The organism is Micromonospora sp. WMMD710 (assembly GCF_029626045.1).
Classification (GTDB): Bacteria; Actinomycetota; Actinomycetes; order Mycobacteriales; family Micromonosporaceae; genus Micromonospora.
Genome location: NZ_JARUBD010000001.1, coordinates 2,432,783 through 2,459,242, shown reverse-complemented (window position 1 = coordinate 2,459,242; position 26,460 = coordinate 2,432,783). Strand labels below are relative to the sequence as shown.

Below are 26,460 nucleotides of genomic sequence, written 5' to 3'. Positions count from 1 at the left end.
GACGGGGATGACCAGACACGTACGACGAGCCCTCGCCGCGGTAGCGGCCATCGCGACACTGATCCCGGCGACGACGGCGGCAGCCGCGCCACGACCCGTAACACCACAGTCGACGCCGCAGACGCCGACCGCGGTCCTGGTGTTCCACGGGCCGGTGGCCGAGCAGCAGGACCCGGTTTCGCGCGCCGTGGACACCATCCGACAGCTTGCTGTCAGTAATGACATCGATGTCACGGCCACCACGGACCCGGGTGTGTTCACCGCGGCCGGGCTGTCCGCGTACCGCAGCGTGGTGTTTCTCTCCGCGACGGGCGCCGCGCTCAACCGCGACCAGGAGTCGGCGCTGCAGAGCTACATGAAGGCAGGCGGAGGGTTCGTCGGCATCGCCGACGCGGCCCGCGCCCAGGTCGACTCCACCTGGTTCACCGGCCTGATCGGCACCCGCCCGGCGGGTGCCATCCCGGTCGCCGAACCGGTGGCCCGGGTGACCGCCAGCGGCGAGAACGGGCCTAACGAGACCAAGGAGAAGCTGACCGACGGCGACGCCAACACGAAGTGGCTGGTCCGCACCCCGACGGCCTGGGTGGCGTACGAGCTGGCCGCCGCCAAGCGGATCACCGGGTACGCGCTGACGTCGGCCAACGACTCCGCCGGGCGTGACCCGAAGGACTGGACCCTGCAGGGCTCCACCGACGGACAGAACTGGTCCGATCTGGACCGACGCACCGGGCAGACCTTCCCGGACCGGTTCCAGACCCGCCGGTTCGACATCGCCACGCCACAGGAGTTCACCCGTTACCGGCTCACCATCACCGCGAACAGCGGTGAGCCGCTGACCCAGCTCGCCGACCTGCGCCTGTTCACGGGCAGCACCACCGCACCGCCGGCGCCCGCCGTGAACCGCGCGGTCGTCGACATCCTGGACCGCGAACACCCGGCCACGGCGTCGCTGCCCCTGACCGTCACCCGGTCGGACCGCTGGGAGAACTGGGACCCGAACCCGATCGGCACCGTGCACACCCTGGCGCAGGTGCAGGAGCGGCACTACGACCCGGGACCGGCCGCGAACGGCCCGTTCCACCCGGTGTCCTGGTGCCGGGACTACGACGGCGGCCGGTCGTTCTACACCGGCATGGGTCACACCGAGGGCAGCTACGGCGAGGAGGCGTTCCGCACCCACCTGGCCGGCGCCCTCAACTGGACCACCGGCCGGGTACGCGGCGACTGCCAGGCGACGATCGCCGCGAACTACAAGGTGGAGCGGCTCACCGCGGCCAACCAAACCGGGCAGCTGGACCAGATCGGCGAGCCGCACGGGCTCACCATCGCCCCGGACGGCACGGTGTTCTACGTCGGCAAGGCGGCCTGCCCGAGCGGCCCGGTCGCGGACTGGAACAACCCGAACGTCGGCCTCGGCTGCGGCACCATCCACTCCTGGGATCCGCGCAGCAAGCAGGTCAAGCTCCTCACCATCCTCAAGGTGATGGGCAACCGGGGCAGCGGCTCCGAGTTGGTCAAGAACGAGGAGGGCCTGCTCGGCATCGTGCCCGACCCCGCGTTCGCCGACAACGGCTGGCTCTACGTCTACTGGATGCCGCACGAGTCGATCGACCGGGTGAAGCGGGTCGGGCAGCGCACCATCTCCCGGTTCACCTACGACCGCACGACGCAGACCATCGACCAGGCCACCCGCAAGGATCTGCTGCAGTTCCCGGTGCAGATCCACAGTTGCTGCCACGCCGGCGGCGGCATGGCGTTCGACGCCAAGGGCAACCTCTACGTCGGCTCCGGCGACAACAACTCCTCCGAGGGATCGGAGGGCTACTCCGGCAACAACTGGACCGAGGAGTACCAGGGGATCTCGTTCCAGGACGCCCGGCGTACCTCGGGCAACACCAACGACCTGGCCGGCAAGATCATCCGGATCCACCCGGAGGCGGACGGGACGTACACCATCCCGGAGGGCAACCTGTTCCCACCGGGCACCGAGAAGACCCGACCGGAGATCTACGTGATGGGCGTGCGCAACATCGCCCGCCTGCAGATCGACCCGGTGCACCAGTGGCTCACCGCCGGCTGGGTCGGCCCGGACGCGTCGACGCCCAGCCCCACCCTGGGTCCGGCCAAGTACGAGACCGCCACCATCATCACGTCCGCCGGCAACCAGGGCTGGCCGTACTGCATGGGCAACCGGCAGCCGTACCGCGACCGCAGCAACACCGACGCGAAGGTGCTGACCGGCTGGTACGACTGCGACAACCTCCGGAACACCTCACCGCGGAACACCGGTCTGGAGGACATCCCGGCGGCCCGGGACAACATGATCTGGTACTCGCCGGGCGGCGGCGGGCCGGTGTTCCCGAAGCGGACCGACGGCAGCGGCCTCCCGACGTACGTCGCCGCGGACGCCACCTACACCCAGCCGTACCTGCGCGGCGGCGGGCAGGCCATCATGTCCGGCCCCACCTACCACCGGGACCTCGTCGACACCGACAGCGGCGTGGCGTGGCCGGAGCACTGGGACGGCAAGTGGCTCATCGGCGACCAGTCGAACCCCGCCAACCGGGTCGCGGTCACCGTCGACGAGGCCGGCGTGCCGCAGGCCGCCCCACCGGTGTACGCCGAGTCGCTGCGGGCCATCATCCCCAGCGGCAACGGCGACAACCGGCTGCAGAGCTGGATGGACGCCAAGTTCGGCCCGGACGGCGCGCTCTACCTGCTGGACTACGGCGGCGGGTTCTTCAGCCTGCACCCCAACCAGAAGCTGATCCGGATCACGTACACCGGCGGCGCGCCCACGCCGGCACCGGCCGCGACCTCGGTGGCCGTCCAGAACAAGCCGTTGACCATCGCCTTTACCGGCTCCCGATCCGGCGGCGTCAGCTACCGGTGGGAGTTCGGCGACGGCGCCACCTCCACCGAGGCGAACCCCCGGCACACGTACGCCCGGGTCGGAACCTACACCGCGAAGCTCACCGTCACGTACGCCGACGGCGAGACGGCCACGGTGCAGACCGCGGTGACGGTGGGCTGCGCGGTGCCCGACGAACGATCGACGGTGTGGCTCGGCGACACCGACACCGGAGTGCCCAGTCGCACGGTCGGGCAGGGCTGCACGGCAAACGACCTGATCGACGACGAGAGCACCTGGGCCGACCACAACGGTTTCGTCCGGCACGTCACCGCGGTGGCCCGCGCGTTGCAGGACGACGGCCTGCTCAGCACCCGCGAGGCCGGCACCCTGACCCGCCTGGCCGCCGCGTCCGAGATCGGCCGGGACGGGCACACCGGGTACGAACCGCTCTACGACGGCACCGCCGAGTCACTGCGCGGCTGGCAGCAGGCGCCGACGGGATCATTCTCGATCCAGCCGGACGGGTCGCTGCGGCCCAGCGGTGGTCTGGGGATGCTCTGGCACACCAAGGAACTGGGCGACTTCTCGCTGAAGTTGCAGTTCAAGGACATCGCGCCGGGCACCGGCCGGGCCAACACCGGGGTCTTCATCCGGTTCCCGGACCTGCGAACCCCCCTGGAACAGCGACCACCGGGCAGTTGCGGCACCATCGGTTCGGCGCGGACCTCGACCGCCTGGATGGCTATCTACTGCGGACACGAGATCCAGATCTACGACGGTGACACCGGTGAACCGCAGAAGACCGGCTCGGTCTACAACTTCGACCCGGTGCCACTCGCCCAGGCCGGCGTGACGCCGAAGAACGAGTGGAACGACTACGAGATCCGCGTCGTCGGGCAGCACTACACGATGATCCGCAACGGCGTGGTGATCAACGAGTTCGACAACACGCCGGGCAAGCAGTCCTCGCGTGCCGGCGACCCGCCGACCGACCTGCGGCAGTTCCTGCGCGGCTTCATCGGTCTGCAGAACCACGGTGACAACGACCTGGCCGAGTTCCGCAACGTCCGCGTACGGGAACTCTAGGAGAGACGATGACCCGACGACTCACGGCCGCGCTGGCGGCGCTGCTGCTCACGGTGACCCCGTTGGCCGCGACGCCCGCCACCGCCGCCCCACGCGTCGCCGCCGACCAGGTGCTGACCTGGACCGCCGCCGACGACATCACCCGCTACAAGTCCGCGCCCACCACGGCGGTGGCCGGAGCGACAACGATCATCTGGGAGAACAGCGCGGCCACCGGCAACACCACCGGGATGCCGCACACGCTGACCTTCGACACCAGCACCGAGGGCTACAACCACGACGTCACGGTCAACATCCTGGCCAGCCCGTTCGACGCCAACGACGGCCGCCACCAGGCGACAGTCACGCTGACCCCGGGCCGGTACCGGTACTTCTGCTCGATCCCCGGCCACAGCTCCATGGTCGGTGAGCTGGTGGTCACCGACGGCGGTGGAGGCGGCGACACCACCGCGCCGACGGTGACCGGAACGGTCTCCGGCGACCAGGACCAGGACGGCAACTACCTCGGCGCGGCCACGGTGACCGTGACGGCGACCGACGCCGACTCGGGTGTGGAAACGGTCGAGTACCAGGTCGACGACACCAGCTTCCTGCCGTACACCGAGCCGGTGCGGGTGACCGCGATCGGCGACCACGCGGTGCAGTTCCGCGCCACCGACCAGGCCGGCAACGCCAGCGCCGTCGGCTCGGTGTCGTTCCGGATCGTCGAGCCGGGGGAGGAGGACACCACCGCGCCGGTGGTCACTGCCGCACTGGCCGGCGACCGCGACGACGACGGCAACTACATCGGTACGGCCACCGCCACGGTGACCGCCACCGACAGCGGATCCGGTGTTGCCACCATCGAGTACGCGCTGGACGGGGCGGCCTTCACCGCGTACACCAATCCGGTCGTGGTGAACGCGCCCGGGATGCACATGCTGCACTACCGGGCGACCGACGCCGCCGGCAACACATCGGCCGAGCAGATGGCCCACTTCACAGTCGTCGAGCCGCAGGCCGAGGACACCACTCCACCCACGGTCGCCGCCACGGTGGCCGGTGACCGGGACGACGACGGCGGGTACGTCGGCGGCGCGACAGTCACCGTCACGGCCACCGACGCCGAGTCCGGCGTGGCGAAGATCGAGTACGCGCTCGACGCCGGAGGCTGGACGGCGTACACCGCTCCGGTCGCCGTCCGCGCACCCGGAGCGCACACGGTGCGGTACCGGGCGACCGACACGGCGGGGAACTCCTCCGCCGAGCAGTCGGCGACGTTCACAGTGGTGGCCGACGGCACCGACCGCTGCCCCGACTCGGACACCCGGGCCACAGTGGTCATCGACGGCAACGACAGCGGTGTGGCCAACGTGGATACCGGCGACGGCTGCACCATCAACGATCTGATCGACGAACACGCCGACTACCCCGGCCACGCCGACTTCGTCCGGCACGTCGAGGCGGTCACCACCGCGCTGGTGACCGGCGGAACGCTCAACAAGCGCCAGCAGGGCGCCATCGTCCGCGCCGCGGCCCGATCGGACGTCGGCGCATGAGTCCTCGAATCTCACCGACAGGGAGTACCACGATGCCCGGACGTACCGTCGCCAAGCTGGCCACCGTGACCGCCGTCATCGCGGCCTCGGTGCTGGCCGTGGCGCCCACCGCCCACGCCGACCTGGTCACCCACTGCATCGGCACCGGCGGTGCGGTGACCGTGCCCAACGACCTGTACGTGCCGGCCGGCGAGTCCTGCGCGCTGACCGGCACCACGATCACCGGCAACGTCACCGTCGCCGCCGGCGCCAACCTCGTGGTCACCGGCGGGCGGGTCAGCGGCGAGGTCCGCGTCGCGGCCGACGGCTACCTCGACGCCACCGAGACGACCGTCGACGGCCAGGTGGTGCTGGCCGCCGGAGGGTACGGCGTCTTCCTCAAAGACGCCCGCACCGGTGCCGTGACCGTACGGCCGAAGGGCACCGCGACCATCGACAGCTTCCTGTTCGCCGAGGCGGCGACGATCACCGGCAACGTCACCGTCGGCGCCGGCGAGGTCCGACTCGACCGGGGCACCCAGGTGGACCGCAACGTCAGCAGCACCGGCACCTACTACACCGACGTGCACGACTCGTTCGTCGACGGAACCCTGTCGGTGCTCAACAGCGCCACCGGCAGTGTCCTGTGCGGCAGCGCGGTCCGCGGTCGGGCCACGTTTGCCGGCAACCTGGGCGGCGTCCAACTCGGCCCGAACGGCACCCTCGACAGTTGCGCCTCCGGTGGCTACTGGGGTGCCGACGTCAGCGTCACCAACACCACCGGCGGTGTCACCGTCGACGACAACATCATCAATGGTGGGTTGACCGTGACGGGCAACAACCCGGCCGCCCAGGTGGCCGCGAACAACCGGATCCGCGGCGGCGTGACCGGTGACCAGGCGGCCGCGACCACCAACCGGGCCGCCCGGGTCGCCGACCCGGATCGGGAGAGCGCCGGCGACGAGCGGGCGGAGGTTCGCCGGACCTCGGCCGTGCAGGAGGCCACCGAGGCGGGTGCTGCCCGGCTCTAGCCGATCGACGCGGCGGCGGCCGGCCGCCCCGGATCGAGGGGTGACCGGCCGCCGCCGTCGTACCGCGTCGCTGTCGGCGACGTCGACCGATGCCTGTGATCGTCAACCCGGGGCTGAGACACCGGCCCCGGGTTTGACGATCACGCTAGAAATTACCGGCCGAGTTGCACTTCACGCCCTGGTCGAGGCAGTTGCGCACCCGTGCGGCGAGCGCCTCGTCCTTCCAGGCGTTGAAGAAGTCGGCGTGCATCGAGAACGACGTGCCGGACGCGAGGGTGATGCCGTCGGTGTTCGCGCTCAACGGGTACGAGATCACGAACGACACCGAGGGGACCGGCACCGGGTGGCTCTTCGGGCAGGCCCCGGTGTGGTCCCCGTTGGCCATGTGCGCCTTGTGGTCGGGGCTGTCCAGGTGCTTGCCGTCCCAGCAGTCCGGGAAGGTGATCTGCCGGACGATGTTCGCGGTCTTGGCGCACACCGGGAAGGTCTTGTCGGCGCTGCGGCCGATCTCGCCGCCGATGCCCGCGCACCAGAAGTGGTTGCCCTGCTTGTCCGGCGTGTCGACCTGGTTCTTCGCGTTACCGGTGATCATGCGCAGGCCGAACGGGAACGGCTGCGTCTTACTCGGATCCTTGAGCCGGGAGCCGTAGTAGACGGTCACCTCCTTCGGGTCGACGACCTTGCCGTTCTGGTACATCGTCGGCACCCAGTAGGCCGACTGGTCGTCGGGCGAGTTGCAGGTGGTGGCCTTCGACGCCCGCAGCGATTCGGCGGTCGAGGTGGCATCGGTCGACCTGTTGCCCCAGAACGTGTGGTTGTGCGAGGCACCCGCCAACTTGGGCAGCACGATCGGGTCGTCGCTGTTGTGGTGGCTGGTCGTGCAGCCGACGTTGAACTCGGGCACCTTCACCGGGTTGCCGGTCACCGGCTTGGGCTTGCGGGCGAAGAACGCCTTCGTGGCGGCCGCCTGAGCGGCGGCGTCGATGGTGATCCAGCCGCCGGACGCGGTGGGCGGGTTGCCGGCCGGGGTGTTCGCCGCGCCCGGAGTGGGCGTGCCGGCCGGGGTGGCCGGGGCGCTCGGCGTACCCGTGGGGGTGCCCGGGGCGGCGGGAGGCGGCGCCGCGGGGCCGGACGAGCCGATGCCGGCGTCGCTGGACGGCCCGGACGCGCCCGGCGTGGCCGGCGCCTCCTTGCATCCGCCGGCGAGCGCCACAGTCAGCAGCAGCACGGCGGCGACGGAACGACGCTGTCTCTGGATGGATCGCACATTCATCGGGGGGAGCACCTTTCTTCCGAGGACGAAGAATACGAGTGCGCCCCGGCTCCCATTCGAGGTGAAACGATTAAATCTGCCTTAAATATCGTTCGCCGAGCGGCTGCGGTGTCGGATCAATCTCAATTCCCTGATTCTTGTCAAAAAACCGTAATCGGCGACTCCGCCGGCACTCCCCATTCGTGGGCGCTCTCCGCTCGGCGCGACGTCGGTCGACGTGGCGCGGGTCATCCACTCGGCGGAGGCCGCCCGACCTCGGCTGTGGCAGGCTGGTGCGGTGCAGCACTCCCACCTCACCGGCCTCCTGGTGGTCCTCGGCGTGCTGGCCCTCACCACCGTCCTCGGCTGGTGGTGGAGTCGGCGCGACGGCCGGGTCCGTCCGGTCGCCGGCGACGACCGTCCGACCGCATCCGACGGCGCTCGACCCCCGCAGCTCGCCACGCTCGGCGTGCCCGCCGGTGTGGTCACCCTCGTGCAGTTCTCGTCGGCGTTCTGCGCCCCCTGCCGGGCCACCAGCCGTGTGCTGGCGGAGGTCGAGGGCCACGTCGACGGGCTCCACGTCGTCGAGGTCGACGCCGAGCAGCACCTCGACGAGGTCCGCGCGCTCGCCATCTGGCGTACGCCGACGGTGCTGGTGGTGGACGCCAACGGCCGGATCACCCAGCGCGTGTCCGGGGTGCCGGCCTCGGACGAGCTGATCGCCGCGCTGCGGCCACTGCTCGCCGAGGCTGCTCGATGATCGTGTTGACCCGCCGCCGGACCGTGGATCACGGCCGGCTGTCCACGAGCCTCTGTCAGTCGTTCCGTTCCGCCTGAGTCCCCCCTCACCGTCGCCGCGCGGCCCCTCGCCGGCCCGGCGTCCTCGCTGAATGGAACCGGTACATGCTGCTCGATCCCCGCGCGCCGCGCTTCGCCGCGGCCGTCACCACCGTCGTCCTCGCCGTCGCCCTCATCACCGGCTCGACCCTGTTGCTGCTCATCCAGGCGGTGATCTTCGCCGGAACGGCGGCGAATCCTCGCCTCGGCCCGTACGGCCTGCTCTACCGCGCCGTCGTCGCACCCCGGGTCGCGCCACCCACCGAACTCGAACCGGCGGCGCCGGTGCGTTTCGCGCAGGTCGTCGGGCTGGTCTTCGTGACGGTCGCCGCGATCGGTCACCTCGCCGGGGTGCCGGCGCTCAGTCTCGCCGCGACCGGCGCGGCACTGGCGGCGGCCTTCCTCAACGCGGCCTTCGACCTCTGCCTCGGCTGCCTCGGCTATCTCGCCCTGCGCCGGCTCGCGGGCCGGCCGATCGCGGCACGGGTGCCCGCCCGGCTGCCCTGAACCGCCGACCGGGGTTCAGGACAGCCGAGATCGCGGGCCTCCGACGCTAGGCGCGCCCGGCGTCGAGGGTGAGATTGACACCGTTGGCGGCCGCGTTCTCCAGCAGGAAGACGCACCCGTCGACGATCTGCCGCATGGTGGGCAGCTCCCCGGTCAGGGAGATCTTGCGCAGGGGGTCGAGGATGGCCTGCTTGTCCACCCACGCGGGACTGTCGGCGACCGCGCCCGGGTGGATCGAGTTGACCCGCGCCGGGGCGAGTTCCACGCTCAGGGTGCGCACCATGCCCATCACCCCGGCATTGACGGTGGACAGCACGGTGGAACCCGGGTAGGGGTGGTCTTTCGCCATCCCACCGAACAGCAGCACGGCGGCACCCGGTGCGAGGCGGTCGCGCAGGGCGGCCGCCACCGCGGCATAGCCGACGATCTTGGTGGTCGCGAGCGTCACCGCGTCCTCCACCGAGAAGGACCCGACGGTGTTGCGGTCTCGGATCATGCCGGCGACAGCGACCCGGTCCACCCGCTCCACCGTGCTCAGCGCCTCCGCCACCGACTCCGGCTGGGACAGGTCGAGCGCCAGTCCGGACACGTGACCCCCGGTCTCGGCGTGAAGTCGCTTCGCCTCGGCCTCGGCCCGTTCCGCTGCCCGTCCGGTAATGGTCACCTCGTCACCCCGCCTGGCGTACTCGGCGGCCAATTCGCGACCGATGCCCTGAGTGGCGCCCACCACAAGGATTCTCACAACCTGCTCACTCTCTACGGTCTGGAAATTCACCGTACCTGTCACGAAACCCGAGCAGCGGTGGTTCACCGCTGCCCCAATGTAGTCACGTGTCTCGACATCCGCGTTGGTGCGGTCGCGGACGTCAGTCGCCGGTCAGTCGGAATAAAGCGGTCGTACACCGGCCCTCCCTAGTCTTTGCAAGCGTGGAAGGTTGACAGGTCGACTGTCACCAGAACGCGACTGCCGGGACATGGCGTCGCCACCACGCCGTTGCCAACATTTACGGAGTAGTTGAACCCGCGCCATGCCCGCGATGAAGAAGACCAGAACCGCGCCGCGCCGCCTCGATCAGGCGTGGACCCGCGGCGTTGAGCCGTCCGGTATCGACGATTTCGCCGCCGCCGAGTACGGGAAGCTGTTCGCGTCCTTTGCTGTGGACACCGACGGCACGGTCGCGGTGACCGAACTCGTGGACCGGCTGCGCGTTGCGGGCATCTCCGAGACGGACCCGCGCCTGGTCGAGGTGCGGGCCGCCACCAGCGCCGATGGTCGGGCGCGGATCGATCTGGCCGGCTTCATCGCGCTGTGCAGGACGGGTGGCGGTGTCATCGAGAGGTCACTTCGCGGGGACCTCGTCATTCCGGACTTCGCCGCGTTGCAGACGGAGATATTCGCGATCTTCGAGGGCCTCCGGGATGTCGAGGATGGGCGGGTCGCCGACTACATCCCGCAGTTGGGCCGGGTGGATCCGGAGAAGTTCGGCATCGCGTTGTGCACCACCGACGGCCAGCGCGCCGCGGTGGGGGACGCGGAGACCCCGTTCTGCGTCCAGTCGGTCTGCAAGCCGATCAACTACTGTCTCGCGCTGGAGCAGCACGGTGCCGAACAGGTGCACCGGCACGTCGGGCGGGAGCCCAGCGGTCGCGGGTTCAACGAGTTGACGTTGAACAACGAGGGGCTTCCGCACAACCCGATGATCAATTCTGGGGCGATCATGTGTTGTTCGCTGCTGCGCCCCAGTTGGGAGATGGCCGACCGTTTCGACCACGTGGCCGAGACGTGGCGCCGGTTGGCCGGGGGCGGGACGGTCGGTTTCAACAATGCCGTCTATCTCTCGGAACGGCGTTCGGCGGATCGGAACTTCGCTCTCGGGTACTTCATGCGCGAGCACCAGGCCTTTCCGGACGGGACCGACCTCACCGAGACGCTGGAGTTCTACTTCCAGTGCTGTTCCATCGAGGTCGACGCCCGGTCGTTGTCGGTCGTGGCCGCCTCGCTCGCCAACGGTGGTGTCAATCCCCTCACCCGGGAGCGGATCTTCTCCGCCGACACCGCGCGCAAGTGTCTGTCGCTGATGTCCTCGTGCGGGATGTACGACTATTCCGGTGAGTTCGCCTTCACCATCGGCCTGCCGGCGAAGAGCGGCGTCTCCGGCGGACTCATGATCGTGGTTCCCGGCGTGATGGGCATCTGCGTCTGGTCGCCGCGCCTCGACGCGCTCGGCAACTCCGTCCGGGGGGTCGCGTTCTGCAAGGAACTGATCAACCGGTTCAACTTCCACGTCTACGACTCGTTGGCTGCCGGCGAGGACTCCGGCAAGCGCGATCCGCGGCGCGGGAGGAACGAGGACGAGGTGGGGTCGACCACGCGGTTGCTCTGGGCCGCCAGTCACGGCGATCTGGAGTACGTCCGGCTCGCGCTCGCGGCGGGGAAGGATCCGAACTCCGCCGACTACGACCGGCGGACCGCGCTGCACCTCGCGGCCTCCGACGGAAACCTCGACGTGGTCCAGTACCTCCTGGACCGCGGGGCCGATCCGACGCTGCGGGACCGTTGGGGAGGCACCGCGCTCTCCGACGCCGAGCGAGGAGCACATGACAACGTTGTCACCGTGCTCACCTCGACGCTGGGCGAAAGCCGGGCGTCAGCCACCCACCTCCTACGAACCGACGAGCCGCTCGCGGCGGTCTGAGACGCCGGTTCGACCGAACACGATTTCGTGGGCCATCCGGCCCGAACACAGGAGAAGAGACTCATGGCGTACAAGGCTGAATACATCTGGATCGACGGCACCGCGCCGACCGCGAAGCTGCGGTCGAAGACGAAGATCATCGAGGACGGCGTCACGCCGGGCACGTGGGGCTTCGACGGCTCCAGCACCAACCAGGCCGAGGGCAGCAGCTCCGACCGGGTCCTCGAGCCGGTCGCCACCTACGCCGACCCCATCCGTGGTGGGGCGCACCTGCTGGTGCTGTGCGAGGTGTTCAACACCGACGGCACCCCGCACGAGTCCAACACGCGGGCGCTGCTGCGCCCGGTGGCCGAGCAGTTCGCGGCCCAGGAGTCGCTGTTCGGCATCGAGCAGGAGTACACGTTCTTCAAGGGCTCCCGCCCGCTGGGCTTCCCGGACGGCGGCTACCCGGCCCCGCAGGGTGGCTACTACTGCGGTGTGGGCGCGGACGAGATCTACGGCCGCGCCGTGGTCGAGAAGCACCTGGACAACTGCCTCGCCGCGGGCCTGTCCCTCTCCGGCATCAACGCCGAGGTCATGCCCGGCCAGTGGGAGTTCCAGGTCGGCCCGCTGTCCCCGCTGGAGGTCGCCGACCAGCTGTGGATCGCCCGCTGGCTCCTGCACCGTACGGCCGAGGACTTCGGCATCTCCGCGACCCTGGAGCCGAAGCCGGCGCGGGGTGACTGGAACGGCGCGGGCGCTCACACCAACTTCTCGACGCGCGCCATGCGGGAGAACTACACGGCGATCATCGAGGCCTGTGAGGCTCTCGGCCGGGGCGACAAGCCTGCGGAGCACATCCGCAACTACGGCGCCGGCGTCGAGGCACGCCTGACCGGCGCGCACGAGACGGCTCCCTGGAACGAGTACAGCTACGGCGTCTCCGACCGCGGCGCCTCGGTGCGCATCCCGTGGCAGGTGGAGATCGACAAGAAGGGCTACATCGAGGACCGCCGGCCCAACGCCAACGTCGACCCGTACACCGTCACCCGCCTCATCGTCGACACCTGCTGCAGCGCCCTGGAGGCCGCCGACCTTGTGTGAGGTCTGCGGTCCGCGCTCACGGACGACATTCCAACCACGCCGCACTGACGCGGCAGTTATCAAGACATGGAGTACATCTCGATGCCAGACGGCTTCGACGCGGGTGATACCGCATTCGTGCTGATCAGCGCCGCGTTGGTCATGCTGATGACCCCGGGCCTGGCGTTCTTCTACGGCGGCATGGTTCGCGTGAAGAGCGTGCTCAACATGCTGCTGATGAGCTTCATCAGCCTGGGCATCGTCAGCGTGCTCTGGGTGACCTACGGATACTCGCTCGCCTTCGGCGAGGACGTGGGTGGACGCGGACTCATCGGTGACCTGTCCAACGTGGGCATGAGCGGGATCTCGGACACCACGTTGACGGGCAGCGTTCCGGTGCTCGCCTTCGCGGTCTTCCAGATGATGTTCGCCGTCATCACGCCGGCGCTGATCAGCGGGGCGATCGCCGACCGTGCCAAGTTCGGTGCGTGGATGCTGTTCGTCGCGCTCTGGGTGACCGTGGTGTACTTCCCGGTGGCCCACTGGGTGTGGCAGGCCGACGGCTGGATCTTCAAGCTCGGCGTGAAGGACTTCGCCGGAGGCACGGCGGTCCACATCAACGCCGGCATGGCTGCCCTCGGCGCGCTTCTGGTCCTCGGCAACCGGGTCGGCTTCCGGCGGGAGTCGATGCGGGCGCACAGCCTGCCGCTCGTGATGCTCGGCTCGGGCCTGCTGTGGTTCGGGTGGTTCGGCTTCAACGCCGGATCGGCCCTCGCCGCGAACGGCACCGCCAGCGTCGCCTTCATGAACACCCAGGTCGCGGCCGGTGCCGGCATGATCGGTTGGCTCGTCTGGGAGCGCGTACGCAAGGGTGGCTTCACCTCCCTGGGCGCCGCGTCGGGTGCGGTCGCCGGTCTGGTGGCCATCACCCCGGCCTGCGCGGTCGTGAACACCTGGGGTGCGATCGCCATCGGTGTCATCGCCGGCGTCGTCTGCGCCTGGGCCGTCAGCCTGAAGGACCGGTTCGGCTACGACGACTCGCTGGACGTCGTGGCGGTGCACGCGGTCGGCGGTTTCGTCGGCACGCTCCTCATCGGAGTGTTCGACACCACGGACGGCCTCGTCGCCGGTGCCGGTGCCGAGCAGTTGCTCAAGCAGGCGGTCGGTGCCTTCGCCGTCGCCGCGTACTCGGTCGCACTGACGTGGCTGCTCGTCAAGATCATTGACATGACGATCGGCTTCCGGGTGCGGCGGGAGGACGAGGTCAGCGGCATCGACCAGATCCTGCACGCGGAGAGCGCCTACGACTTCGACACGAGCAAGGTGCACACCGCCCCCGCCGGCTCGACCGCCGACTGGGCGCAGGACAAGACCGCTCAGCACCAGATCAGCGGTGTCGTCAACGGTCCGTACACCCGCTGACCGACTGCGACGCACGTCGCCGATGTCCGGACCGGGAGGGGTGCGCCAACCCTCCCGGTCCGTCGGCGTACGCGGTCAGCGCTGACCTCGACCGTGCTCCGATCGACCCGGCGATCGGTGGCAGCTCAGGAGCGATGCCGATCGGTGGCGTTTCAGGAGCGCGATGCCGATCGGTGGCATGTCAGGAGCGCGACGGCGATCGTTGGCGGATCAGCAGCGCGATGCTCGGCGTGTCGAGTCGCTCAGCCGTCACCGATCAAGCAACCGACCCACCGCGCTCCCGTGTGAGCGACAGTCGCAGCGACAGTCGCAGCGATGGTCGCAGGGACGGGAGGTCGGCGGCCGGCGATTCGGCCACCGCACCCGGCTCGGCGCCGGACCTCCTGCGCCCGAGGTGGGCACCCACGTCGGCGTGATCGTCGTCGTTTCGTCAGCCGGCCACCGCCGCGGTGTAGAACGCGCTCGGGTCGGCGGCCAGGGACGCCTTGACGTGGGCACTCCACTCGTCGGCGACGACTTCGAGCCTGCCGGCCTCGATGCCGTCGAGGGCGGCGCGGGCGACATCGGCGGGGTCGATCTTGTCGTCGTCGTAGTCGGCGACCATGTCGGTGTCGGCGGCGCCGAGGTGCAGGCCGGTCACGAGGGTGCCCTGCCGGGCGAGTTCGAGGCGGATGCCGTTGGTCAGGCTCCACTCGGCCGCCTTCGCCGCGCCGTAGGCGTTGGCGCCGTCGTGGGAGAACCACGACAACGCGGACAGGACGTTGGGGATCCCTCCGCCGCCGTTGCCCGCGAGCACCGGTGCGAACGCCCGCACCATGGCGAGGGTGCCGTAGAAGTGCGTGTCCATATCCGACCGGATCTTGGCCAGGTCGCCGTCGACGAGGTTGGCCCCCGGTGGAGATCCCGGCGTTGTTGATCAGCAGGGTGACGTCGGGGGCGGCGGCCGCCGCGTCGGCGACGGACTGCGGGTCGGTGATGTCCAGTCGCAGCTTCTCGACGCCGGCGATGTCGATCAGCTCGGGGTTGCGGGCCGTGGCGTACACCGTGGCCGCGTCGCGCTCCAGCAGCTGTCGGGTGAAGTGCTTGCCGATTCCACGGTTGGCGCCGGTGACCAGCGCGATCGAACCGGAGATACGCCTGGGTGCCTCCACAGGCTCCGTCAGGGATGTTCCGTTGCGTGGGCTACGTTAGAACCTGACGCTGACGTGAGAGGCAAGTGTTGTGGCCGGCGTCACCAGGTGAGGGGGAGTGGTCGTGCGGATCGGTGAACTCGCCAGCAGCACCGGGGTGTCGGTGCGAGCGCTGCGCTACTACGAGGAGCAGGGGCTGCTCGCGTCCACCCGCAGCGGCGGCGGTCAGCGCCACTACGGCGATGCCGCGGCCGATCGGGTGCACCTGATCCAGATGTTGTACGCGGCCGGCCTGTCCAGCAGGACGATCCTGGACCTCCTGCCCTGCGTGGAGGCGAAGGTCAACACGCCGCAGTCCCGGGCCATGCTGAACGCCGAACGCGACCGTATCGACGAGCAGATCACCCGACTCGTGCAGGCCAGGGACCGGCTCGACGCGGTCATCGCGTACAGTGAGAGCCCGGCCAGTGGCTGCACCACGGCGGACGCCGCCACCACCGCGGCGGCGTAACGCGACGCCACCGGCCGCGCGGTCAGCTCAGAACGTGCCGCCGCCGACGATATTCGTCCTCGTCGATCTCGCCACGCGCGAAGCGTTCGTCCAGAACCGTACGCCCCAGCAGGCTACGCGGTTTCCGTGCGGCCAGGGACAGCCACAGCGCGAGCCAACTGAGGGCCAGCGCGCCGGCCACGACGAGCAGTGGCCAGAGCCACATCCATGCCGCCATCGTTCCGTATCCCATCATCGTGGTCGCCCCCTCTCTGCCGGACCGGCGGCGTCAGGCGGTGTTGCCGACCGCCACCTGGTGGTCCTACTCCGACGGTAGGAGCCGCGCAGGTGCGGCCGTCAGTGCCAGGAGACCGCCCGACCAGGGCCGTAGGTCACGTCCACCCGGTCGACGACGCGAGGCCCACGATGGAGTCGGGTCGCATCGCGACGCGTTGGCCCGCCGCGAGGAGGTGAGGGCGGAGGTCGCGGCGGCCGGGCCGGCTCCGGGCAGGGTACGACGTGCGACGGGCAGGCCGGAGACCGTGACAGCAGACGCGGGTCGATGCCAGCACGACTCATCCGAACGTCGGCCTCGTCCAGCATCCTGGCCGGTATCCGACAACGGCGTGGAGCTGTTCGGGCAGCATCCGGCCGTGTGCAACGATCGTCGGGCATTCGCAACGGCCGTCCACCGCCCCCGTCCGCGCAGCACCCGCCGACGGGCACGGAAGGTCACCACGCCTCGCATCTCTTGGAGAGCACGATGTCCCTCTCTCCGGCTCAGGTCTTCGCCGTGCTGAACGCCGTGCGACCTCCCGACCAGGCGTCCCCGATCCTGGGCAGGGCGGTCGTGATCGGCGGCAGCGTCGCCGGTCTGCTGGCCGCCCGGGTGCTGTCCGACTACGCCGACAGCGTGCTCATCATCGAGCGGGACGACCTGCAGGTGACCGGCGATCGGCCCGGCGTACCGCAGGGAACCCAGCTGCACGCGCTGCTGCCCGGCGGTTTCCTCCACCTCGAACGCCTGTTTCCCGGCTTCCGCGAAGCGGCCGTGGCTCGCGGGGCGGTCGAGGCGCCGCCGGAGGCCAGGCGCAACTACTTCGACGGTCGGCTGAAGGTTGTCGTGCCCGACGACGCCGACAGCCTGGCTGGCAGCCGGCCGCTGCTGGAGGGGCTGATCCGCCAGCAGGTGCTGCGGCTGCCCAACGTCAAGACCGTCGTCGCCCGCGCCACCGGCCTCGTGTTCGACGGGGCCGCCGTCACCGGGGTCCGCTGCGACGGGGCACCGGGCGCCGAGAGCGCCGACCTCGTGGTGGACGCCATGGGGCGTTCGAGCAGACTGTCGGACTGGCTGGAGCAGGCCGGCTGGGAGCGGCCGGTCACCCGGCGGATAACCGTGCACCTGAACTACGCGACCGCGCTGTTCCGGCGCACCGAGGCGAACCCGGCGTCGACGGTCGTCCTGGCGCTGCACAGCCCGCAGATGGAAGCCGACGTGGCCGGCGCCGCGTACTTCGCCATCGAGGACGGTCAGTGGATGGCCATGATGGCCGGGTACGGCGACGACCGACCGGGTCGCACCGCCGAGGACTTCGTCCGCCGGCTGCGCGAGCAGTTCCCGCCCGAGTTCGCCGCAGTGGCCGACAACGAGATGATCGGCGACGTGCGGACCTACGCGCACGCCGACAGCCGGCGACGGGACTTCCACGCGATCAAGCGGTTCCCCGCCGGCCTCGTCAGCGTCGGTGACGCCGTCGCGTCGTTCAATCCGGTGTACGGGCAGGGGATGACGGCAGCTGCTCTGCACGCGGCGTGCCTGTCGACGTACCTGCGGTCCAAGCCGGACCTCAGCGTGCCCGCCCGCGCGTACCTGGACATGCAGAAGGTCGTGGTGGACGCCGCCTGGTCGATCTCGACCTCGGCGGACCTGGCGCGGCCCCACGTCGACGGGCCCTACCCGCGCGGCTACCGGCTCTCCAGTTGGGCGAGCAGGCAGATCGTCGCGGCGACGGTCACCGACGTCGGGGTAGCCCGGCGGTTCAACGAGGTCGTCTCCATGCGGGAGCATCCGAGTTCGCTGGCCTCGCCCGGCGTGATCCTGAGTGCCCTGCGGGCCAACCGGCGCGCCCGCCACTGACCCGCGCAGACCTTCGAGCTGGGCACGACGCTCGTGCGGCCCCGGTGCTGGCGCGATGACGATCGGTCCGGCGGCACGGCCCCGGCGGCCTCGCGGTGCGGCCGCCGGGGCCGACCGTGCGGCTAGCGCGGAAGCTTGCGGAGGACGTCGACGACGAAGCGGTGGTCGTCCAGTTGCGGAAGGCCGGACACCCCGAACCAGCCCACGACGCCCGCGCCGCGAACGCGCAGGGGCACCGCGCCACCGGCCGCCGCGTACCGCGAGGCCGGCAGACCGAACTTCTCGGTGAGCGTCGTCTGCTTGTCCTGGCAGAGCCGGGCCATGTACAGCGACGAGTGCTCGAACCGCAGCACCACCCGCCCCTTGCGGCGCAGCCACCCGTCGTTGTCCGCCGTGGAGCCCGGCAGACCGCTGTGGAACAGCTGGCGTCCGGTCCGCCACACGCCCACCGAGATCGGGAGTCGCTGCTGCGCGGCGGCGGTGACGGCGAGCACGCCCAACTCGAACGCGTCCGTCTCGGTCAGGCTCGCGAGCTCCAGCTCGCTCTCCTCGCGCAGCAGCTCGTCCAGCGTCGGCCACTGGTCATGGTCGGATGACATGTACTTCTCCTCGTCGAGCGGTGGGAACGTCGATCACCAGGCGCAGGGGGCGTAGTCCTTCAGGAAGACCCCGTGCAGGTCCTCGCCCAGCTCACCACGGACGATCGGGTCGTACACCCGGGCCGCGCCGTCGACCAGGTCGAGTGGGGCGTGGAAGCCCTCGTCGGCCAGCCGCATCTTCGTCGGGTGGGGCCGCTCGTCGGTGATCCAGCCGGTGTCGACGCTGGTCATCAGGATGCCGTCGGTCAGCATCTCCTGGGCGCTGGTGCGGGTCAGCATGTTCAACGCGGCCTTGGCCATGTTGGTGTGCGGATGCCCCGGCCCCTTGTAGCCGCGACCGAACTGACCCTCCATGGCCGAGACGTTCACGATGTACTTGCGGCGGGCCTGCGCCGCGGCCATCGCCGGTCGCAGTCGGCTGACCAGCACGAACGGCGCGGTCACGTTGCAGAGCTGCACCTCGAGCAGCTCGACCGGGTCGACCTCGTGCACCCGCTGGACCCAGCTGTTGACCGAGTCGAGGTCCGGCACCAGGCCGCCGGCGTCGATGGCGGTGGACGCGGCGATCCGTTCCGGTGAAGCGGAGCCGCTGGTCAACGCCAGGGCGGTGAGCGCGTGCGGGGTCAGCGCGGTCGACTGCGGGCCGACGGTCAGGCTGCCCGCCGGGGCACCGTGGCCGTCCGGCTTGGCGAACGTGATCAGCTCCGGCAGCGGCCCGTCCGGCAGGGCCGCGGCCTCCGCGGCGATGAGCTGCGCGTACGCCCCGGGGGAGCGGCGAACCGTCTGCGCCGCGTTGTTGATCAGGATGTCGAGTGGCCCCTGGCTGCTGACCGAGTCGGCGAGGGCGATCACCTGGGCGGGGTCGCGCAGGTCGATCCCGACGATCCGCAGGCGGTGCAGCCAGTCCGCGCTGTCCGGCATCGCGGCGAACCGGCGCACCGCGTCGTGGGGGAACCGCGTGGTCACCGTCGTGTGCGCGCCGTCGCGCAGCAGCCGCAACGCGATGTACATGCCGATCTTCGCCCGGCCGCCGGTGAGCAGCGCGCGCCGACCGGTCAGATCGGTGCGGGCGTCGCGGCGCTCCCGGTTGAGCGCGGCACAGGACGGGCAGAGCTGGTGGTAGAAGGCGTCGACCTCGCGGTAGCGCTGCTTGCAGACGTAGCAGCCGCGCGGGTTGTGCAGGAAGCCGGCCGTGGTGCCCTCGGTGGGCGAGGCGAGGGGGATGCCCTGGGTTTCGTCGTCGATGCGGCCCGGAGCGCCGGTCGCGGTGGCCTCCGTCACCGCACGGTCGGCCGCGAGGATGGCGTCGCGCCGTTCCTCACGTCGCCGCTGCTTGATGATCTTGTAGAGCTTCGCGGTGGCCCGCTGCACACGCACCACGTCGGGGTGGTCGGGCGGCAGGGACTCCAACGCCTCGAAGACGCTGAGACAGGTCTCCAGCCGGCTGCGGTCGATCCCATGCTGACCGTTTTCGGTAATGCTGTCTGCCGTCATGCGCCTTTGTCTCGTCCCGTTCCCCACGCCGGTTTCCCCGGCCCGCCCACGTCCGACCCGGAACTGTACGCACTTCACGGCCGCGGCTGCATCCCGCGCGTCGGCAGATCGGCGGGCAGGGGAGTGGTCGTGCGTGGCGACCGCCGCGTCGCCACGCACGACCGGTGGAGCCGACGGCGTGTCAGCCGGCGGTACAGGAACGGATCTGCGGGCGGGCGCCGCTGTTGCCGTTGAACATCGTGGTGAAGCCGAAGGTGTTGCCGCTGCCGTTGGATCGCATGGTCATGACGGTGCTGCTGCCGTCCCAGCTGGGGGTGCCGTTCCAGGTGGTGGAGACCGTCTGCGGTGCGGTGAGGGCCACGACCACGGCCCAGGTGGTGGCGCCGCTGACCGTCACCGAGGTGTTGTACCGGTCACCCCAGACGTTGGTGGTGGTCGCGGTCGCGGAGCAACTGCCGGCGGGCGGCGGGGTCGTGCCGGGCGGCGGGGTCGTGCCGTCGGGCGCGACCGCCCGGCCGGTGGACGGCGAGATCATGCCGGGGCACAGGTTGCGGCTGGTGAGGTTTGCCATGATCTGCGGGATCGCGTCCCGGGTGTTCTGGATGCCGTCGTGCATGAGGATGACCTGGCCGCTCTGCAGGCGGCTGGCGTTGGCCACGATCTGGCTGACGCTGGCGCCGTTCCAGTCCTGGGAGTCCACGTCCCAGATCACCTGGCGCATGCCCAGCGACGAGGCGACCGACTGGAGGGTGCCGTTGGTCTCCCCGTACGGCGGGCGGAACAGCTGCGGCCGGCTGCCGGTGGCCGACTGGATGGCCGAGCTGGTCTGGGACAGGTCGGACTGCATCTGCGCCTGGCTCATCGAGGTCATGTGCGCGTGGTTCCAGCTGTGGTTGCCGACCCACATGCCGGCGGCCACCTGCGCCTGCGCCGCCGACCGGTTGTTCTGCACGTTCTGCCCGACGTTGAACATGGTGGCCCGTGCGCCGTTGGCGCGCAGCGCGTTCAGCAGTGCGCCGGTGCTGCCGGTCGGTCCGTCGTCGAAGGTCAGCCCGACGTAGCCGTTGCAGGCGGCCGCGCTGGACGCGGTGGCGGTGGCGGCGATGACGACGCCGGAGGTCGCGACGGCGGTGGCGAGGACGGCGAGCGCCGCACGAAGCCGCTTGGGACCGGCGACCACGCCAGCGGAGACAGTGCTCATCTGGTGCCCCTTCAACCAGGCCCGAACGCGCGCCGGACATGCGGCGGCGCGCCACGGACAGGTGGGTATGGGTGGGAAGGCCGACTGGTACCCGACGAACTGATCGCATCGACCTCAATGAATCGAAGTATTACAGCGAGAATTCCGGCACGTCAACAAGTTCCGGAAGGGCTCCGGAACCGCAGCGGCGCGGACGCGCGGGTCGGGTGCCAGGCGATGAAGAGCCCATCCAGCACCGAATAAAGATCGACTCAGTTCGATCCGGAAAGCACCCGAAAGTTTCGACGGCACCCTCAGGGTCGCGGCGGTGTCCGGCGCACCGGCACGACGACGTCCACGGCCGGCACCGGTGGGTGCCGACCGTGGACGATCCGTGGTGGTTACCGGAGCCAGGGCAGGCGCTGGACGAGGGGGAGCCTGGCCCACGGCTTGCCGAGGCCGAGGGTGTCGCCGGCGGCGGTCAGGGCGAGGACGGCGAGGACACCGGCGTAGATCAGGTGGTCGTCCATGACGGGGTTGTTTTCCGGGGGCAGCACCGCGGTGAACATGAGGACCAGGAGCAGGCCACCGGCGACCGCGGCGACGCGCAGGCCGATGCCGAGGATCAGCGCGGTGCCGATGGCGGCCAGGCCGATCATGAAGAGCCAGTCGGCCCAGGCGGCGCCGGCGAAGCCCTTGTACACGTCGGCGAACGGGCCGGTGACGGCGTTGCCGAGGAAGCCCTTGGTGGGGCTGCCGCCGTCGATCCAGGCGCCCTGGGCCTTGGTGGCGAAGCCGAGCCCGAAGACCTTGTCGATGAAGGCCCAGAGGAAGATCCAGCCGAGGGCGATGCGCAGGCCGGCGAGGGTGAACCGGGTGGCCTTCTGCGTCCTGGTCTCGGTGGTGGCGATGACGGTCGCGGGAGCGGTCACCGTGGTGCCGTTGCGTCCGGCGGGGGTGTCGTGCCGGGGGGTCGTGGGGAGCTGAGTGGCGGTCATGGTGTCCACGTCCTTTCTCGTCTGTCGGTGTCGCCCCTATTCCACTCGCCGCGAGGGCTGCCGATCAGTGCCGCCGTACCGCTCCTGGGGGGACCTTCGGCCCCCTCTGTCAGACCCGGGTCGTATTCCTCTGCCGCGTGCGTCGGCGGATGCGGGAGTCTGTCCACGGCGGACACGGGCCGGATCGCCAGGCGACGGACGGGCGGCGACACGGCGGTCCCGGCGGTCAGCCTCCCGCCGCACCACCCGTCGTCGGTTCGGCCGGTGTTCGCCTGACGACCGCCACCGTGACGTTTCGGTGTGATCAACCCGTTGACATCGCTGTGCCCTGCCCGGAACTATCAGCGGCAGTCCCCCTAACTCCCGCCTTCATCGTCACGAGCTCGATGACAACGATGTCAGGCCGACTCCGAAGGAGAGCGCAGTCGACCATCGGAAGGGCCCTGAGCGTCTTGACCAGCGACATCAGCTGGGTGCCCACGGCGTACCTGTTGGCCGCCTCGGTCCTGACGCCCATCCTCGGCCGCCGTTGACAGGTGCCCGGAGCCGGGCTCAGGCCGTGGCCGTCCAGAAGGATGGCCACGGCCTGCCGGCCGGGCCGACGCTCAGGCGGACATCCGCGGTGTCGCGGGTGCGGCCAGTCGTAGCTGCCATCGTGCGCCGTGGTCGGTGAGTCGGACGACCGCCAACGGTTCGACGTCCACCTGGCGGTACGTCGCCGTCGGGAGCCCGAGGGCGTGCACGACCGCGACCCGGATGACGAGCGGATGGGTGACGGCCACGACCCGCCGCCCGCGTCCGCGCTGCCCGTCCAACCAGTGGCCGACGCGGTCCCGCACCGCGGTCACGGACTCGCCGCCATGGGGTGCCGCGTCCGGTGTGGACAGCCACTCGTGCAGCGCCTGCGGTTGGTCGGCCGCGACGTCGTCGAGTGACCGTCCGGTCCAGTGGCCGTAGTCGCAGTCGGTCAGCGCCGCCTCGACGGTCGGCGTGAGGCCGAGGGCGTCGGCGGTCTGGACGGCCGCCGCCGCGGGACTGGACAGCCCGACATCGGCGGCGCCCAGGTGTCCCCACCGGCCCTCTGGGGCGCAGGCCAGGGCGAGGACGGCCCGCAGGCCACCCTCGTCCAGACCGTCGTCCGTTCCGCCGAAGCGTGCCCTCCGCAGGGCGGCGGTGTGCCCGTGTGCGACCAGCCGCAGGCTGGTGGCGGTCACGTCACCGGCGCCGCGCTCGTGGCCCGGCGCCGGTCGTGCATCAGGGCCGCGAACAGCAGACCGATCCCGGTCCAGAGCACGACCTGGGTGCCGAGCGAGGCCAGCCGGAAGTCCCACAGCAGGGTCGCCGGGAAGTCGGCCGGGACCTCCTGGAAGGACGGCATCACCACGTACGACACCACGGTGACCAGCAGGAAGCCGCCGACGGCTGCGGCCACGCGCAGCCACGTCGGTGCCCCGACGCCGACCGCCCGGTAGCCCAACGAGCCCGCCCAGACCGCCACCAGGCCGAGCACCACCATCAGCAGGTAGGTGACGGTGCGCTGGTTGATGGTCGCCGGGTCGCCGACCGCCGGCGGATTCGCCGGATACTTGAGGAACGGCACGATCACCGCGCCGAGCAGCGCCGCGCCGGCTAGCAGCAGCCCCGACCGTCCGTCGTCGTAGGCGCGTCGCCGGCGCGACAGCAGGACGTACGCGGTGGCCAGCAGGCCACCCATCGCGGCACCGAACAGGCCGGTGGCCAGGAACAGCCCACCCCGCTGACCACTCCTGCTGACCAGGGCGTCCTCGTGCTGGTGCCCGCCGGCGGCCGGCTCGGCGTGCGTGGCCGCCTCCTCGATCGCGATGGCCGCCTCGATCCGCGGTTCACCGGCGACGTAGGCGAACGCCCCCGCGAGCAGGCCGGCTACCAGTCCGGCGAGCAGGCCACGGACGAGGACGGTGACGAACGGGGGAGCGGTGGTGGTGTTCAGTGGCACGGGACGCCCAGCAGGTGCCGCCCGTCGTGCATGAGTTCGTGCAGGTACATGCCGCTGCGCGAGACCGCGCCCTGGTCGAAGGCGACAAGGTAGGCCAGCAGGGTGAGCACGGCGACGGTCGTCAGGACCGTCCACAGAAGACGTGCGGTGCCAGCGGGGTGCACCAACGGCTGGCTGGACGTGGAACTGGACATGCGTACACGAACCTCCCCGGGGATGACGCGTCCCCATCGCAAGGCTGCGGACGACCGAGCGTCCTGGCTCGCGGGCCTCCGTCGAAACGGTGGACCGCTCACAGTGGCGCGACCGCGCCGGATTCACACCGGCTTCCCTCGTGTCGCCGCAGATAGTGGGTCGACGGTATCGGTGCCGCCTCGGGCGGTCAACCCGGCCGCACGGGCCCGGACCCGAAGCCGTCGGTGCCTGCGATCGTGGTGCGGGTGCGGCTGGTCGGTGGCTGTTCGAGCCGGATCGGTGTCGGCTGATTCGTCATACCAAAGCTCGATGCCAATGGTGGCCACCGCCGCTGTCGGTGCGCGGGTCCGATCCGGCTGCGGCCGATGGTAGGTGCATGTTACCGCTAACACGTCAATGCTGCCGACCGATCCACCGACCGGGCGGGTGCCTGAGCGCACCAGGGCGTGGCCGATGACGACAAGCGACCCGCTCGCGTCGGGCATCGTCGACGCTTACCACCACCTTTGGGTCCAGCCGCGGCGCGGACGCCTTCGCGATCTGGTATCGACACATCGTGTGTTATCGATAACATGCACGGGCCGGCGATGGTCGATCCACGATGCCGTGTGCGTGGCTCGCCACCTCGCCGCATCCTGCCGACATTCCGGTGTGGACGCCCGAGTGGGCCGCCTCGCCGACGTCCGGCGGTGGCCACGTCCGGGGCCGTCGTGGTGGTGGCAGTTTGATCGGACGTATGCGGCCGGCGGCTCGGATAACGATGGCAAAACATGGTCGTAAGACCTTGGCAACATACCTGAATGCATGGCATGGTAACGCCTGATCGAGCGAAACATCCGACCTATCTCGACGGTGATGCGGGCTTCGGTTCGTGCTCTCCCTGCCGAGGAGGCTCGGTTCTCACAGGTGCTCCGCTCACCGGCGGTCATCCGTCGGGTGTCGGCGCCACGGCTGGGGAGGTCAGGTCCGACGATGAGTACCGTCGAGGCAACCGCCGGCAGGCAGCGCGGCGAACTCAGCGACTGGTTCCGGGAACGGATCTCGCACGCCGTCTCCGAGTTCACCGCCGCCACCGCGCTCGTCGTCCTGTTCATCGCGTTGAGCTTCGCCAGTCCCTATTTCTTGACGGCGGACAACCTGTTCAACATCGGGGCGCAGACGGCGGTGATCGCCATCATCGCCGCGGCGCAGACGATGGTCATCATCACCAAGGGCATCGACCTGTCGGTGGGGTCGGTCGCCGCCCTCGCCGGCGTCGCCGGGGCGATGGTTGTCCGTGACCTCGGCTTCCCGCTCTGGGCCGCGACCGCGGTCGCAATCGGCGTCGGCGCGCTGGCCGGGCTGGTGAACGGGCTGCTGGTCACCGTCGCCCGAATTCCGCCGTTCATCGCGACGCTGGGGACGATGTCGGTGGGTCGCGGTCTCGTCTTCATCATCACCGGCGCGGTCGGCGTCTACGGCCTGCCCCGGTCCTTCCAGATGCTGGGCAACGGCGAGATCATCGGCATCCCGTTCGCCGTGGTGATCACCGCCCTCGTGGCCGTCGGAGTCGCCTTCCTGCTCTCCCAGACCCGGTTCGGTCAGTACACCTACGCGATGGGCTCCAACCTGGAGGCGGCCCGCCGCTCGGGCATCCGGGTGGGTCGCTACCTGACCGGGGTGTACGTGCTGGCCGGGGTCCTGGTCGGGCTGGGCGGCATGATCGCCGCCTCCCGGGTCAACTCGGGTCAGCCGAACTACGGCATCTCACTGGAACTCGACGTCATCGCCGCCGCGGTCATCGGCGGCGCAAGCCTCTTCGGCGGGCAGGGCCGGATCGTCGGGACCATCATCGGCGCCTTCCTCATCGCCCTGGTGCGCAACGGCGCCGTCCTGCTCGACATCAGCATCCACTACCAGCAGGTGATCGTCGGCCTGATCATCTGGGCCGCCGTCTACTTCGACCAGTACCGCCGCCAGCGGCTGGAAGCACGGGGTTGACATGCCATTTCGAGAGTC

21 protein-coding genes, 1 pseudogene and 1 riboswitch are annotated in these 26,460 nt (G+C 70.2%); of the genes and pseudogenes, 11 read left to right on the top strand and 11 right to left on the bottom strand.

The window, feature by feature from the left end:
- The first annotated feature begins 7 nt into the window (after window positions 1-7).
- Genes O7620_RS11355 through O7620_RS11345 form a run of 3 tightly spaced genes read left to right on the top strand, consistent with a single transcriptional unit; the run spans window position 8 to window position 6,488 of the window.
- Window positions 8-3,940, top strand: a complete 3,933-nt coding sequence (locus tag O7620_RS11355) for a ThuA domain-containing protein (RefSeq protein ID WP_278123011.1) — start codon at window positions 8-10, stop codon at window positions 3,938-3,940.
- 8 nt (window positions 3,941-3,948) lie between these two features.
- Window positions 3,949-5,478 carry a plastocyanin/azurin family copper-binding protein gene (locus tag O7620_RS11350; RefSeq protein ID WP_278123010.1) on the top strand — a complete coding sequence of 510 codons (1,530 nt, stop codon included), beginning with the start codon at window positions 3,949-3,951 and terminating at the stop codon, window positions 5,476-5,478.
- 32 nt (window positions 5,479-5,510) lie between these two features.
- The gene (locus tag O7620_RS11345; protein ID WP_278123009.1) at window positions 5,511-6,488 is read left to right on the top strand and encodes a hypothetical protein; all 978 of its coding nucleotides are present in this window, start codon (window positions 5,511-5,513) and stop codon (window positions 6,486-6,488) included.
- Between the two features lie 145 nt (window positions 6,489-6,633).
- Here the strand turns inward: O7620_RS11345 and O7620_RS11340 are convergent, their stop codons facing one another.
- Window positions 6,634-7,716 (bottom strand): DUF1996 domain-containing protein, encoded by a 1,083-nt coding sequence (locus O7620_RS11340; RefSeq protein WP_278123008.1) that lies wholly within the window; start codon window positions 7,714-7,716, stop codon window positions 6,634-6,636.
- 322 nt (window positions 7,717-8,038) lie between these two features.
- Between O7620_RS11340 and O7620_RS11335 the strand changes: the two genes are divergently transcribed.
- Together O7620_RS11335 and O7620_RS11330 are read left to right on the top strand one after the other, a co-directional pair.
- On the top strand, window positions 8,039-8,500 hold the full coding sequence (locus O7620_RS11335) for a thioredoxin family protein (protein ID WP_278123007.1): 462 nt from the start codon (window positions 8,039-8,041) through the stop codon (window positions 8,498-8,500).
- A 143-nt stretch (window positions 8,501-8,643) separates the two neighbouring features.
- Window positions 8,644-9,084, top strand: coding sequence for a DUF4395 domain-containing protein (locus O7620_RS11330; protein WP_278123006.1), 441 nt, complete (start codon window positions 8,644-8,646; stop codon window positions 9,082-9,084).
- 46 nt (window positions 9,085-9,130) lie between these two features.
- Here the strand turns inward: O7620_RS11330 and O7620_RS11325 are convergent, their stop codons facing one another.
- On the bottom strand, window positions 9,131-9,811 hold the full coding sequence (locus O7620_RS11325; RefSeq protein ID WP_255473632.1) for an SDR family oxidoreductase: 681 nt from the start codon (window positions 9,809-9,811) through the stop codon (window positions 9,131-9,133).
- A gap of 310 nt (window positions 9,812-10,121) precedes the next feature.
- Between O7620_RS11325 and glsA the strand changes: the two genes are divergently transcribed.
- From glsA to O7620_RS11310, 3 genes are all read left to right on the top strand, one after another.
- Window positions 10,122-11,780, top strand: coding sequence for a glutaminase A (gene glsA / locus O7620_RS11320; protein ID WP_225854105.1), 1,659 nt, complete (start codon window positions 10,122-10,124; stop codon window positions 11,778-11,780).
- 63 nt (window positions 11,781-11,843) lie between these two features.
- Entirely contained in the window at window positions 11,844-12,863 is a 1,020-nt protein-coding gene (glnII, locus tag O7620_RS11315; RefSeq protein WP_278123005.1) for a glutamine synthetase, read from the top strand.
- Window positions 12,864-12,944: 81 nt separating this feature from the next.
- Entirely contained in the window at window positions 12,945-14,264 is a 1,320-nt protein-coding gene (locus tag O7620_RS11310; RefSeq protein ID WP_278123004.1) for an ammonium transporter, read from the top strand.
- Between the two features lie 430 nt (window positions 14,265-14,694).
- Here the strand turns inward: O7620_RS11310 and O7620_RS11305 are convergent.
- Window positions 14,695-15,415, bottom strand: a pseudogene (locus O7620_RS11305) (SDR family oxidoreductase).
- A 103-nt stretch (window positions 15,416-15,518) separates the two neighbouring features.
- Between O7620_RS11305 and O7620_RS11300 the strand changes: the two are divergent.
- Window positions 15,519-15,905, top strand: a complete 387-nt coding sequence (locus O7620_RS11300) for a MerR family transcriptional regulator (protein WP_278123003.1) — start codon at window positions 15,519-15,521, stop codon at window positions 15,903-15,905.
- A 22-nt stretch (window positions 15,906-15,927) separates the two neighbouring features.
- Here the strand turns inward: O7620_RS11300 and O7620_RS11295 are convergent, their stop codons facing one another.
- Window positions 15,928-16,122 carry an SHOCT domain-containing protein gene (locus tag O7620_RS11295; protein WP_278123002.1) on the bottom strand — a complete coding sequence of 65 codons (195 nt, stop codon included), beginning with the start codon at window positions 16,120-16,122 and terminating at the stop codon, window positions 15,928-15,930.
- A 525-nt stretch (window positions 16,123-16,647) separates the two neighbouring features.
- Between O7620_RS11295 and O7620_RS11290 the strand changes: the two genes are divergently transcribed.
- On the top strand, window positions 16,648-18,021 hold the full coding sequence (locus tag O7620_RS11290; protein ID WP_278123001.1) for an FAD-dependent oxidoreductase: 1,374 nt from the start codon (window positions 16,648-16,650) through the stop codon (window positions 18,019-18,021).
- Between the two features lie 122 nt (window positions 18,022-18,143).
- On the opposite strand, the gene O7620_RS11285 is transcribed toward O7620_RS11290, so the two are convergent.
- From O7620_RS11285 to O7620_RS11255, 7 genes are all read right to left on the bottom strand, one after another.
- On the bottom strand, window positions 18,144-18,620 hold the full coding sequence (locus O7620_RS11285; protein WP_278123000.1) for a heme-degrading domain-containing protein: 477 nt from the start codon (window positions 18,618-18,620) through the stop codon (window positions 18,144-18,146).
- Between the two features lie 33 nt (window positions 18,621-18,653).
- Window positions 18,654-20,114 carry an SDR family oxidoreductase gene (locus O7620_RS11280; protein WP_151487850.1) on the bottom strand — a complete coding sequence of 487 codons (1,461 nt, stop codon included), beginning with the start codon at window positions 20,112-20,114 and terminating at the stop codon, window positions 18,654-18,656.
- 181 nt (window positions 20,115-20,295) lie between these two features.
- Window positions 20,296-21,315, bottom strand: a complete 1,020-nt coding sequence (locus O7620_RS11275; protein ID WP_278122999.1) for a polysaccharide deacetylase family protein — start codon at window positions 21,313-21,315, stop codon at window positions 20,296-20,298.
- A gap of 380 nt (window positions 21,316-21,695) precedes the next feature.
- Window positions 21,696-22,292 (bottom strand): hypothetical protein, encoded by a 597-nt coding sequence (locus O7620_RS11270; RefSeq protein ID WP_278122998.1) that lies wholly within the window; start codon window positions 22,290-22,292, stop codon window positions 21,696-21,698.
- Between the two features lie 605 nt (window positions 22,293-22,897).
- The gene (locus O7620_RS11265) at window positions 22,898-23,506 is read right to left on the bottom strand and encodes a histidine phosphatase family protein (protein ID WP_151487853.1); all 609 of its coding nucleotides are present in this window, start codon (window positions 23,504-23,506) and stop codon (window positions 22,898-22,900) included.
- Window positions 23,503-24,267 (bottom strand): CbtA family protein, encoded by a 765-nt coding sequence (locus O7620_RS11260; RefSeq protein ID WP_151487854.1) that lies wholly within the window; start codon window positions 24,265-24,267, stop codon window positions 23,503-23,505. Before O7620_RS11260 ends, O7620_RS11265 begins: the two co-directional genes overlap by 4 nt.
- Window positions 24,258-24,461, bottom strand: a complete 204-nt coding sequence (locus O7620_RS11255; protein ID WP_151487855.1) for a CbtB domain-containing protein — start codon at window positions 24,459-24,461, stop codon at window positions 24,258-24,260. The genes O7620_RS11260 and O7620_RS11255 overlap by 10 nt, the downstream gene beginning before the upstream one ends.
- Window positions 24,462-24,495: 34 nt before the next feature.
- Window positions 24,496-24,650, bottom strand: a riboswitch (cobalamin riboswitch).
- A 784-nt stretch (window positions 24,651-25,434) separates the two neighbouring features.
- Between O7620_RS11255 and O7620_RS11250 the strand changes: the two genes are divergently transcribed.
- On the top strand, window positions 25,435-26,442 hold the full coding sequence (locus tag O7620_RS11250; protein ID WP_278122997.1) for an ABC transporter permease: 1,008 nt from the start codon (window positions 25,435-25,437) through the stop codon (window positions 26,440-26,442).
- Window positions 26,443-26,460: the final 18 nt, after the last annotated feature.